This is a genomic window from Rhizobium sp. BR 250, from assembly GCF_047445855.1.
GTDB classification, from domain to species: Bacteria; Pseudomonadota; Alphaproteobacteria; order Rhizobiales; family Rhizobiaceae; genus Agrobacterium; species Agrobacterium tumefaciens_I.
Map to the genome: position 1 here is coordinate 94,544 of NZ_JARWKW010000010.1, position 13,004 is coordinate 107,547.

The following is a 13,004-nucleotide window of genomic DNA, read 5'->3' on the forward strand; positions in this document are numbered from 1 at the left end:
CACGATGAGTTCCCAGACACCGGCTGAAGACCTGCAGTACAACGTCGTGATCAGCGACGAGGAGCGATATTCGATATGGCCGGTCTACAAGGCGGTCCCGACAGGGTGGCGCCTGAGCGGCTTTTCCGGCTCGAAGCAGGCCTGCCTCGACCACATCGAGGTGGAGTGGACCGACATGCGCCCCTTGAGCCTGCGGCGGTTGATGGACGGCGAAGCAGCGAACGCAACCGGCGCGCAAGAGTAGGACGAGACCCCATGGACGACCAACCATGGCCAAGCCCGGTGCGGCACGAGGATGCCGGACCGGACGGGGACTGGCTTCTGAAAGACGCAGCTCTCGATCTGCTCCTGCCGGAGGCGCTGGCGCCGGTCATGGCACCGGAGGAGCACGACAAAGCCCGCCTGCAGCACATTATCTGCGAGGCCCTTGAGGCGTTCACGCTGCATTATCCCGAATGCCGCGCGCGTATCGCCGCACTCCTCGGCAATATGGAAAAACCGGTGTCCGATCCCGGCATCGTGGATGTCAGCGGCCTGCCGCTGACATCCTTCCACGCGAATGACTACGACCGGTATTTCCGCGTGAACCGCATTGCCACGGCCCAGCCCGCGCACGCCCTCCTGCGCAGCTTCCTGCAGGTCGCGCTGTCCGTCACCGATCTTTTCTGCCGGGCACCCCACCTGTCGGAAAAGGCCGCGAAGGCCCAGTTTGACGGTTTTGAGGCTCATGCAAGGTTGCTTGCAAGATGCTTCGGCGTGGAGTGTGCAAAATGACCATTGCTCCCCCGCCGCCATCCCGGATCTGGCGCGAATTCCACTGGGCGTTTTTCATGAACGTGCAGGGGCTGGTTCTTTGCCTGCGCCGTTTCAACATGCAGGTGCATGAAGGCAACAATGCCGAAGCGGACAGGGAATTGCGGGCCGCCGCCGTACTCCTGCGCACATCCGCCAGCTCCATGGACCTCGCCGCGAGCTTCAGCAAGGCGGATTACGAGAACACGATCCGCGTCTCCATGACGCCGCCTTCCGTGGAATCCGATGATTTCAGCGGGCTGATGTCGTTCGATCACGCGATCCTCATCCAGGTCTGGCGCGAGATGAAGGATGTGTTCGCCACCCTGCCGGTCGAACTCCATGACGCCCATGCGGAATTCGTCGCAGCCTACAAATATCTGGCGGAAGGCCACGTCGGCGTCTGCTCCCGTTTTGTCGGCTCCGACGCCGGAAGTCTGCGATACGGCGACCGGAAGGCGATCGATACGCTCCAGCGTTTTGAACGGGGCCGCCTCGGCATGATCGATCCCCCCAAGAAAGGCTGCCCGTTCCACAAGTGACGGGTGTGTTCAATTTCAAATCCAGCGAGAACTGCATATGTCCGACTATACCAGCGCTTCAAACCAGGATCGGAACGCCTTTCGGGTCGCCGTCATAGGTATGGCAGGCCGGTTTCCGGGAGCTTCGGATATCGAAAGCTTCTGGGACAATCTGGTCAATGGCCGGGAGTCGGTCAAGCAATGGACCGACGAAGAACTCGTCGCGCTGGGTGTCCCGCCCGAACAGTTGACCGACCCCGATTTCGTGCGGGCTTCCGCGCCGCTGGAGGGGGCTGACCAGTTCGACGCCGAATTTTTCGGTTACAGCCCCAGCGAGGCGGAAATCCTCGACCCGCAGCAGCGCCTGTTTCTCGAATGCGCCTGGGCGGCGCTGGAGCGCGCGGGATATCAGGGCGACACCTTCGACGGCTCCATCGGCGTCTATGCCTCGAGCGGCTTCAATACCTATCTTCTGAACCTGCATGCCAATGCAGCGGTGCGTCAGTCGATCAGCCCATTTGAACTGTTCGTCGCCAACGACAAGGATTTTCTGGCGACGCGCACGGCTTACAAACTCAATCTGCGCGGACCGGCCATGACGGTGCAGACCGCCTGCTCCTCGTCGCTGGTTTCCGTGCATGTCGCGGCACAGAGCCTCATTGCAGGCGAATGCGATATTGCGCTCGCGGGCGGCGTAACGGTTTCCCGTTCACACGGATATGTGGCGCGCGAAGGCGGGATATTGTCCCCGGACGGCCATTGCCGGGCTTTCGATGCGGAGGCCGCTGGAACCGTTCCCGGCAGCGGCGTCGGGGTCGTCGTGCTCAAGCGTCTCGAAGACGCGCTTGCCGACGGCGACACGATAGAGGCCGTCATCATCGGCTCGGCCATCAACAATGACGGCGCGCTGAAGGCGAGCTTTACCGCGCCACAGGTGGACAGCCAGGCCATGGTCATCAGCGAGGCCCATGCGGCTGCGGGAATATCGGCCGATTCCATCGGTTATATCGAGGCGCATGGCACGGGAACATCGCTGGGCGACCCCATCGAGATTGCGGCGCTGACGCAGGCCTTTCGCAAGACGACGCCGCGCAGCGGATATTGCGCAATCGGCTCCGTGAAAACCAACATCGGCCACCTCGATACGGCTGCAGGAATTGCCGGTTTCATCAAGACCGTGCTTTGCCTGAAGCACGGCAAAATTCCCGCAAGCCTTCATTTCAAACAGGCAAATGCGAAGATCGATTTCCCGGCGAGCCCCTTTGAGGTGAATACGGCATTGCGGGATTGGACTGCTCTTGAAAACCCCAGAAGAGCGGGCATCAGCTCGCTGGGTATCGGCGGAACGAATGCGCATGTGGTGCTGGAAGAGGCGCCGGCGGAAGCGCGCACGAGGCGGAAGACACAACCGGCATCGCCGCAGCTTCTGGTCTTTTCCGCGCGCAATGCAACGGCCCTCTCGGAATTGCTTTCGGCACAGGCGAAAGCGTTCGAAACGCAACCCGACCTTTCGCTTGAGGATGTTGCCTTCACGCTGCGTAACGGCCGCAAGGCCTTCAGCCACCGCCAGTCTCTGGTTGCCGATGATATGGCGTCGGCCGTCACGGAACTACGTCGCCTTGCTGGGGAAAAGCCATCCGTTGCCGGCAGCGCACCCTCACCGGTATTCCTGTTTCCGGGACAGGGAAGCCAATATGCCGGTATGGGCAGAGACCTTTATGACCGGGTGGAGCTTTTCCGCGCGCCTTTCGATGCCTGCGCGGATCGTCTTGCCGGGATCATGCAACGCGATTTCCGCGCCGATCTCTTTGCCGGACATGACGATATCAATCATACGGAATTCGCCCAGCCGGCGCTGTTTGCCCTGGAGTATGCCCTCGCAAAGGCATGGATAGCGCAGGGTGTGACGCCGCAGGCGCTGCATGGCCACAGCGTTGGCGAATATGTGGCGGCCTGCCTGGCGGGCGTCTTCGATCTCGATACCGCGCTGTCACTTGTGGTAGCGCGCGGCCGGTTGATGCAACAGGCAGCCCCCGGCGCAATGCTCGCGGTCGTCCATCCCGACACGCCGATCGACCGTTGGCTGGGCGCCGACATCGCGCTTGCCGCCAGCAACGCACCGGGCCTGAGTGTTGTTTCGGGCAGCTTGGACGCCATTGCAAGGCTCGAAGCAGAACTCAGACAGACCCGCCACGTGACCCGCCGGCTGAAAACCGGACACGCCTTCCATTCGCCGATGATGGCGGAGGCCGCGGCGCATTTTGCCCGGGAATTGCAGGCCGTAAAGCTTTCCCCGCCTTCCATTGCGATGATTTCCAACGTGACGGGAACCTGGCTGAGCGCCGCCGAAGCGACGGATCCAAATTACTGGGCCGGACATCTGGAACGGACGGTGCGTTTCGACGAGGGTACCCGGACGCTTCTCGGCATGGAAAATGCCGTTTTCATCGAGGCCGGTCCGGGCTCGACATTGTCGGGTCTGGTCAGCCAACACGCCATTGCGGAAGACCGCCTCATAACCTGCCTCGGCCGCTCCAACCCGGAGAACGAGACAAGCCAATATCTTGCCGCGCAGGGCCATTACTGGCGGAGTGGCGGGCACCTCGACTGGCAGGCCGCCGCGCAGGAAGGCCACCGCGTGCCGCTGGCTACCTATCCGTTCCAGCGGCAACGTTACTGGATTTCCAGCCAGGCCGCGGAAAAACAGACGCCGATTTCGACCTCCGGCGACAGTGCAAGGATCTATCGTCCGACATGGGAGCGCCTGCCGCCGGCAAGCGGGGCTGATTGCAGAAATCGCCGGGTGCTGATCCTCGATGAAGGACGCGTCGGCAAATCGCTCGCCGCACGGCTCGAAGGGGCCGGCGCGCAGGTCTATCGCGCCATAGAAGGCGAGAGGTTTGAGGAATGCGACTTCCGTTGCTTCAGCCTTGCTGGACAGTCGGCGGCGGATTTCGCCGAACTGCTGGACACGCTCGGCGAACGCGGGGCGCTGCCGCAGGATATCCTCTATCTATGGCCCCTGAAGCCCGGCCAACGGGACGAGATTACGACTTTGCTCAATCTCGTGCGGGCGCTCGCCGCCCGTGGGCATACAACCACGCTCACACTGGTCACCCATGGGGCAACGGATGTCACCGGCCTGGAGAGCCTCAACGAGCTCCAGTCGCGGTTGCCGGGAATCCTGAAGGTTGCGGGTCAGGAATATGAAGACCTGACGTGCAGACATATCGACATCGCCGTCGCGCAGGACATGGCGGACGCGGCGGTTGCCGATCGCCTTTTTGCGGAATTCGGCGGCAACGGCCCGGTGGTCGCCCTAAGAGGCCCACATCGGTGGTCGCATGGATTTGCGCCGCTTGACCTGCCTGAACCGCAGGCGTCGACCCGGCTGCGAAAAAACGGCGTTTATGTCGTGATCGGAAATATCGCCGAAGGCGTCGGCACCGTCTGGCTGGATCATCTGGCGAAAATTTCCGGCACGCGCCTGACCGTGCTGCAATCCACCCAAGAGGCAGAAGCCGCCACTTTTTCGGGGGTAGGCCTAGATACCCGCCGGATCAACTGCAATGATGCCGTTGCGGTCGGCGCCGCACTGGATGAGGTGGTATCGACACATGGCCGGATCGACGGGATTTTCCTGAGCATGCCTCAGGCAAACCGGCACGCGGCAGCGCCCCTTTCCATGATGGATGAAACCCATCTCACCTATAATGAAGCGGTTCGCATCACGCCGTTACGGGCGCTCATTCAGGCCATGGAACAACGCCGCGCGGGCTTCTGCTGCATCCAGTCATCGCTCGCCACCGTCATCGGTGGCGTCGGGCTCGCCGCCTATACGTCGGGATACCAGGCGGTGGAGCTGCTTGTTGCGGCCCAATCACGCGCCACACGCATGCCCTGGTTCGCCATCGGCTATCCGCTCATCGATGTCCTGGCCGCCGGCAAACGCTCTTCGCTCGACACCAATGCCTATGCGGTGAGCTCGGAGGATGCCTGGAGCCTGACGAAAAAGATCATCGAGAACGGCATTACCGGCACAACGATGATGTCCCGCAGCGACATCACCGTGACGCCGGCCTCCGGCAAAAGCACGCCGCTCCCGAAAGCTCCGGTTGCGGGCCGTTCCAGACCGGCAATGTCCACGCCTTTCGTCGCCCCGCGAACGGGGATCGAAACCACGGTCGCCGGCATTTTCGAGGAACTGATCGGTGTGAGCGGGATCGGTGCCGATGACGGGTTTTATGAGCTGGGCGGGCACTCGCTTCTCGCCATCCGGGTCGTCGCCAAACTGAGGGAAACATTCCCGGTCAAAATCGAAATGCGTGAACTCCTCTTCGAAAACCCCACCGTCGCCCGCGTGGCGAGCATGATCGCTGCCCATATGCCCGATGAGGGCGACCTGGACGAGATGGCGGCGCTGCTGATGGAAATCGAAGGCCTTTCCGACAGTGAGGTCCGGAGCGCACTTGGAGGAGCAGAAGCACGATGAACGAATTCTACGCCAAACTCGCGAACCTTTCGCCCGAGCGCCGCCGCCTCATAGAACAGCGTCTTGCCGAGCGGGGTTATCAATCGGCTCTCGACTCCGTCATTCCCGGACGCGAAGACGGTGATGGCGACCGTCCGCTGTCCTTCGCACAGCAGCGCCTGTGGTTCATGCAGCAGCTTGAACCGGACAGCACGGCCTACAATATGCGCAGCGTCCTGCGGTTTCGCGGAAAGCTCGACAGGATGGCGCTGGAAGAGGCGCTGGCAAATGTCGTCAAACGGCATGAGCCGCTGCGAACACGCTTCATTCCCGGCGCGGACGGTTTTCCGCAACAGGATATTCTGACCGATGGCGACGCAGCCATCGAATTCCTCGACCTTGGGCAGGATACTGACCCGGAAGCCAATGCCCGTCAGCACATCCTGCAACGGCTTTCGGAACCCTATGACCTGAGCCGCCCGCAATTGCGTGCAATGCTGGTTCGCCTGTCCGCCGAAGATCATCTGCTGGCGGTCGGCCTGCATCACATCGCCGGGGATCGCTGGTCCATGACGGTGCTCGCCCGCGATCTGGCGGGCTTCTACAAGGGGAAAACCGGCCAGTCCCATCCGCTGCCGGATATTCGCGTTCAATATGCCGACTGGGCGATCTGGCAGGGGAAAATGCTGCGTGGCCCGGTCCTCGAAAACCAGCTCTCCTACTGGAAGACGGCGCTTGCAAGCGAACTGCCGGTGCTCGACCTTCCATTCGACCGTCCGCGCCCGGCGATTGCGAGTTTTCTCGGCGCGCAATTTGCCGTGTCGGTCGATCCCGAACTTTCAGGGAAACTAAGGGTGCTGGCGCGGGGCCATAATGTAAGCCTGTTCGTTCTGCTGCTCTCCGCTTTCAAACTCGTGCTCCATCTCTATTGCGACAGCGATGACATCGTGGTGGGAAGTGAAGTCGCAAACCGCGACAGGCCGGAAACCCAGGCGATGATCGGCCCGCTGGTCAACACGCTGGTTCTGCGCACCGATCTTGCGGGAAATCCGGATTTTTCCGTTCTGCTGCAACGCGTCAGCGAGACCGTCCGTACAGGCCTTGCGAACCAGGACGTGCCTTATGAGCGGATCGTCGAGGTTCTCAATCCGAAACGCTCCCTTTCCGAAATGACGCCGCTGTTTCAGGCCAAGTTCGATCTTCAGCACACTCTGGCCAGGTTGCCCGAACTCGACGGCCTTGAAATAGAAACCCTGCGCCTGCCCGATGGTGCGGCCAAAAACGAGATCCGCTTCAATCTCGAAGACAATGATCCGGATATCGGCGGCAAGATCGAATATGCGACCGATCTTTTCAACGAAGAGACGATCGCCGCGATCTGGCGCCGTTTCGAACATGTCCTGCGCACGCTCGTTGAAGATCCTGCCCGCAGGCTGTCGGAATTTTCCCTTCTCAGCAACGATGAGCAACGGGGGCAGATCAGCCGTTCCGCCGGTCAAGAGCTGACAATCGAGGGTCTTTGCCTGCACGCGATGCTGACTGCGCAGGCAGCACGCTCACCGGAAAAATCCGCTGTCGCAAGCGAAGAGGGCAACCTTACCTATCGGGCCCTCGATCAACGAAGTGATGCCATCGCCGCTGCGCTTGCCGCCGGCGGGTTTGGCCGCGGTTCCATCGTCGGCGTCTGCATGCGACGCACGCCGGATCTCCTCGCAGCCCTGTTCGGCGTCCTGAAGACAGGTGCTGCCTATGTTCCGCTCGATCCGGACTATCCGCCCGAAAGGCTTGCTTTTATCGCACAGGATGCGGCCATAAGGGTCGTCCTCACCGACAGCGACCGGCTGGCATTCGATGCGGCGGAAGATTTGGCGCTCCTTGAGGTCGGTAAACTTCCCGATGCGGCCTTCACCCCAACCCACACCGGCGACCTGGCCGATCTTGCCTATATCATCTACACCTCCGGCTCCACGGGACGACCGAAGGGTGTCGCGATCACGCATGGCAACGCCGCTGCCCGCATGCAATGGACCGCCGGCAATTTCACCCGTGACGAGCTTGCAAGTGTGCTGGCATCGACCTCGGTCTGCTTCGATCTTTCCATATTCGAGATTTTTGGCACCCTTTCCTGCGGTGGTCAGGTGGTTCTGGCCAACACGCTTTTCGATGTGCCGCGTTTGCAGGATGTGGCCGAGATCAGCCTGATCAACACCGTGCCGAGTCTGCTGCGCGAATATCTGCGCCACGACACGCTTCCGAAATCGGTCCGCGCCATCAATCTTGCCGGGGAACCGCTGCCGCCGGTCCTTCTCGAAGAGCTGGCGCAAAAGGCGCCGCAGGCGCGCATACACAATCTCTATGGCCCCTCCGAGGATACGACCTATTCGACGGGAACGATCGTTTGCGCCGATGGCGGGGAAAGAACGGTTCCGATCGGCACACCCCTGCCAGGCACGCAGGCTTACGTCCTCGACCGGGCCGGGCGTTTGCGGCCTGACGGTCTGGCGGGCGAGCTTTATCTCGGAGGAGCCGGCGTCACCCGCGGATATCTCCGGCGCCCGGGCCAGACGGCGGAGCGTTTCGTTCCCGATGCGTTTTCCGGTCGGCCATCGGCCTATCTTTATCGCACCGGCGACCGGGTCAGGCGCCGTGCCGATGGCATGCTGGAATTCCACGGGCGTCTCGACAATCAGGTCAAGATCAGGGGCCTGCGCATCGAGACCGGCGAGATCGAACACCGGCTCGAGGATATCGATGGCATCGACGAGGCCGTCGTCGCGGTCATCGGCGATGAGGCAAGCCCGGACCGCCAGCTCGCCGCTTACATTTCTCTCGATGCCGGCCGGCATCTGAGCGCCGACGACATTCGAACGACATTGGCAAAACACCTGCCGTCCCACCTCGTTCCGGCCTTGTGGACCATATTGTCGGCCATGCCGCACCTGCCGAACGGCAAGATCGACCGGAATGCCTTGCGCTCACTGGAGATAAGCGCGCCGGGCGGCGGCAGCGGCACGGCGCCGCGAAACGATCTCGAACAAAAGCTTGCGGCCATATGGCAGGACGTCCTTCAGACAGGCGTGACCGATGTCGAGCGCAGCTTCTTCGAGATGGGAGGACACTCGCTCCTCGCCATCCGGATCATCGCCCGCATAAAGGCCGATTTCGGGGTTTCGTTGCCGCTGAAGGCAATTTTCGAGACCCCGACAATCGCCCAGCTGGCAAACCGGCTTGAGAATGCGGCCGAGGACGTTGCCCAGGCCGACGGCCACGCGGTGATCCACGATCCTGAAAACCGTCATGAGCCGTTTCCCCTGACCGATATCCAGCATGCCTACTGGATCGGCCGCAACCAGGGCTTCGAACTCGGCAGCGTCGGCTCCCACGGCTACCGGGAATTCGATATCGACAATCTCGATACCGATGCGCTGGAAAACGCCATAAACGATCTGGTCGCACGCCACGACATGCTGCGTGCGGTCGTCGATCCGGATGGGCGGCAGCGCGTGCTGGCGGATGTTCCCCACTATGCGATGCCGGTTGCGGATCTGCGCAATGCGACCGATCGCGCCACGCGCCTGATCGACATCAGAAACAGGCTGTCGCACAATATTTTCAAGGCGGACCGCTGGCCGCTATTCCACATCGAGGCCGCCCGGCTGGATGAAAAGACGACGAGGCTGTTCGTCAGTTTCGATGTCCTTATCGGTGATGCCTGGTCACTGAAACTGATGGGCAGCGAACTGGCGGCCCTCATGCAGAAACGCGCGCTTCCCGAAATCGGGCTGACATTCCGCGACTATGTTCTCTTCGAGAGATCCGCGCACAACAGCGCCGCCTATGAGCGGGCAAAAGAACACTGGTCCGCCCGGATAGCCACCCTGCCGGCCTCACCGGATCTGCCGCTGGCATGCAATCCGTCGCAGATCGAACACCCGCGCTTCACCCGCCGCCGGGGCCGGCTTGCCGCGAAAGACTGGTCGCGCTTCAAGGAGCTGGCCCAGAGCGCCGGCCTGACCCCGACAGCCGCAATCATGACGATCTTTGCGGAGGTTCTGGCACGCTGGAGCAGGCGTCAGGAATTCACCCTCAATCTGACCGTCTTCAATCGCGAACCGGTTCATCAGGACGTGGAAAAGATCGTCGGCGACTTCACCGCGTCGCTGCTGCTGGGGCTTGATTTTTCGGCCCGTGCCGACTTCACCACGCGCGCGCAGCAAGTCCAGCTGCGCCTGATGGAAGACCTGGAACACAGGTTTTTCAGCGGCGTCTCGGTGCTTCGCGAACTGGCGAAGCAGAACGGACGCTCTGGTGGTGCGCTGATGCCGGTGGTTTTCACCAGCGTACTGGGGCAGACCACGAAAGACGACAACGCTCCGCGTCTGGATACGCGACTGGTGGACAGCGTCAGCCAGACGCCGCAGGTCTATCTCGACCATCAGGTTTCCGAAGATGCGGGTGATCTGGTCTATAATTGGGATGCCGTCGAGGAACTCTTTCCGCCCTCCATGCTGGACATGATGTTTGCCGCCTATGAAACATTGCTGCGGGCGCTGGCCAGCGACGATGCGGCATGGCAGGCCGAGCCGGCCATTGTTGATTGCCGGGCCTTCGAAACGCTCAACACTAGGGCGAAAATCGCGCTTCCTGACGACACACGGCTGCTGCATGAGGCGTTTTTCCTGAGAGCGGCGGAAAGCCCGGAGAAAATCGCCGTCTGCGCGCAGGGCGTCGAACTGACATATGGACAGGTCGCCGAGCGCGCGCTGGCGCTCGCGGCAAACCTTCAGGCGGCCGGTGCCGGCCCGAACGACCGGGTTGCCGTTTCGCTGCCCAAGGGCGCAAATCAGGTGATCGCCTGCCTCGGCATTCTGGCAAGCGGCGCGGCCTATGTGCCGGTCGATCCCGACCTGCCGGCGGAACGGCGTTTCGAACTGGTGGAAGACACGGCGGCCGATCTTGTCATTGCTGAAGGGGGTGACTGGCCGCAGCGGGTGACGATGATTGCGGTTCCCGAAAATGGCGGAGCAAGACCCTCGCCCTCGGCTGCCATGCCGTCGGATCTTGCCTATATCATCTTCACTTCCGGTTCGACCGGAAAACCCAAGGGCGTGATGATCGACCATCGTGGCGCGCTGAACACGATCCTCGATATCAATCGCCGCTTTGGCGTTTGCGCCGAGGATCGTGTCTTCGCGCTCTCCTCCCTCAGCTTCGACCTTTCGGTCTACGATATATTCGGTCCGCTTGCCGTTGGTGGCGCCATCGTCATGCCCGTGCGCGAGGAGGTGTCGGACAGCGCCCGGTGGATGAAACTGCTGCTGCAGCATCGGGTAACAGTCTGGAACTCGGTTCCGGCCCTTGCCCAATTGCTGCTGGCCGAACTGCCGGCGCTGCGGGAAAAACCGCCCTTGCGTCTCATCATGATGAGCGGTGACTGGATTCCCGTCAGCTTGCCGCCAACTTTAAAAGCGCATTTGCCCGATGCCGATCTCATCAGCCTTGGCGGCGCCACCGAAGCCTCCATCTGGTCGGTTTTCCATCCCATCGGGGAAGCTCTGCCGGGCTGGACCAGCATCCCTTATGGCAAGCCGCTGGCAAACCAGCGCTGGTATGTCCTCGACGATCAGGGAAGGCCCTGCCCGCCATGGGTCACGGGTCGGCTGTTTATCGGCGGCATCGGTGTCGCGCGGGGTTACTGGGGTCGGCCGCAACTGACCGCCGACCGCTTCATCCCCGACAGCTTTGCCGATGAAGAGGACGCGGAAAGCGGAGCGCTTCTGCTTTACGATACCGGCGATCTCGGACGGCTGCGGCCGGAGGGACTGCTGGAATTCCTCGGGCGCGAAGATTTCCAGGTCAAGGTCAACGGCTTCCGGATCGAGCTTGGAGAAATCGAAACCGCGCTGCAGCAAAATGAAAATGTCGCCGAAGCCGTAGTGACGACGGTGGGCCAGCCGCCTGCCCTCGTGGCCTATATCGTTGCGGATACGACAGGCAGCCTCATCGGCAAACTGGAGGCGAAAACCGCCCGTTCGGGCGCAGGCGGATTGCACGACGCCGGAAGGAGCATCGATCTGCCTTCTCCGGAGAGCCTGATCCACGAGGCGATTGCCCGGCAAAGCCATCGCCGGTTTTTGCCGACTCCGGCGGAGCTTCCGAAAATCGGGCATCTTCTGGCCAGCATACGGGCCTTCGAGATGCCGGGAACACCGCTGAAAAAGGCGCTCTACCCGTCCGCCGGCGGTATTTACCCTGTCCAGACCTATATTCTGGTCCGTGAAGGCCGGATCGAGGGGCTGTCTGCCGGCTGGTATCGCCATCATCCCGCAGAGCATCGGCTGGAATTCCTGAAGGATGTTTCGCAGGAACAGATCGACGCGATTGCGGGCAAGAGCGACGATATTGTCGGGCAATGCGCTTTCCTCGTGGTTTTCACCGGCCGCAAGGCGGCAATGGCGCGCAGCTACGGGGAGAAATCCCGCGACTTCTGCCTTCTGGAAGCCGGCCATATGGCCCAGGTCATGATGCTGCACGCGCCCCGTCTCGATATCGGCCTATGTGCAGCCGGTGGCGCCGATCTTTCCGCCATGGCCTCGGCACTGGCAACCGAAGCGGATGAAGAGCCGCTTTACGTTCTCGCCGGCGGGACTATCGATCCCGCATGGAGTACGCAGTGGCAGGCATCCGCGCAAATGCGCGGTGAAACCCTCTCGGAGCGGCTGCGTGCATTTCTTGCCGCGAAACTTCCCGCCTACATGGTCCCGCGCGAATTCGTGATCATGGATCGACTGCCTCTCAGCGCCAACGGCAAGGTTGACCGAAAGGCCCTGCCCGCACCGGGCACAAGGGCGCGAAACGCCGTTGCCCCGGCAACGGCCAGCGAGGCCGCATTACTGGCGATCTGGCACGAGCTCCTGGCCAATGACAACGCCGGCGTGGAGGACAATTTCTTCGAAGCGGGCGGCGATTCACTGACGATCATGCAGCTGCTGTCGCGCATAAGGCAGGAATTTTCGGTTCACCTGACGCTCGCGCAGCTCTTTGGCGCCACCACCGTCAAGGCCCAATCCGAATTGCTCGGCTCACTTTCACCTTCCGTATCGGACGCAGTGGAAACCGGTATTTCCCCAGTCGTTGCGGGTGCCTCCGTCAACGACCTTTCCGAGAGCGACGTGGATCGAATGCTGGAGCAGCTGCTCTCCAGCCAAAAGGACTGATAA

General features: G+C 61.8%; 5 protein-coding genes and 3 pseudogenes. All 8 read left to right on the plus strand.

Features of this window, described 5'->3' with window-relative positions:
- Positions 1-4 precede the first annotated feature (4 nt).
- The 8 genes and pseudogenes from QD336_RS16845 (at position 5) to QD336_RS16880 (ending at position 13,001) form a co-directional block, all read left to right on the plus strand.
- On the plus strand, positions 5-244 hold the full coding sequence (locus QD336_RS16845; RefSeq protein WP_499171416.1) for an MbtH family protein: 240 nt from the start codon (positions 5-7) through the stop codon (positions 242-244).
- A gap of 11 nt (positions 245-255) precedes the next feature.
- On the plus strand, positions 256-774 hold the full coding sequence (locus QD336_RS16850) for a siderophore biosynthesis protein (RefSeq protein WP_499171417.1): 519 nt from the start codon (positions 256-258) through the stop codon (positions 772-774).
- Entirely contained in the window at positions 771-1,334 is a 564-nt protein-coding gene (locus tag QD336_RS16855) for a 3-methyl-L-tyrosine peroxygenase-related protein (protein WP_269345005.1), read from the plus strand. Before QD336_RS16850 ends, QD336_RS16855 begins: the two co-directional genes overlap by 4 nt.
- Positions 1,335-1,371: 37 nt before the next feature.
- The gene (locus QD336_RS16860) at positions 1,372-5,805 is read left to right on the plus strand and encodes a type I polyketide synthase (protein ID WP_499171418.1); all 4,434 of its coding nucleotides are present in this window, start codon (positions 1,372-1,374) and stop codon (positions 5,803-5,805) included.
- Positions 5,802-10,367, plus strand: a pseudogene (locus QD336_RS16865) (amino acid adenylation domain-containing protein); the annotation flags it as partial. The gene QD336_RS16860 and the pseudogene QD336_RS16865, both read left to right, overlap by 4 nt.
- A 159-nt stretch (positions 10,368-10,526) precedes the next feature.
- Positions 10,527-11,708, plus strand: a pseudogene (locus tag QD336_RS16870) (amino acid adenylation domain-containing protein); the annotation flags it as partial.
- Positions 11,709-11,906: 198 nt separating this feature from the next.
- Positions 11,907-12,416, plus strand: a pseudogene (locus QD336_RS16875) (SagB/ThcOx family dehydrogenase); the annotation flags it as partial.
- Between the two features lie 60 nt (positions 12,417-12,476).
- Positions 12,477-13,001, plus strand: a complete 525-nt coding sequence (locus QD336_RS16880; protein ID WP_499171511.1) for a phosphopantetheine-binding protein — start codon at positions 12,477-12,479, stop codon at positions 12,999-13,001.
- The last annotated feature ends 3 nt before the right edge of the window (positions 13,002-13,004 follow it).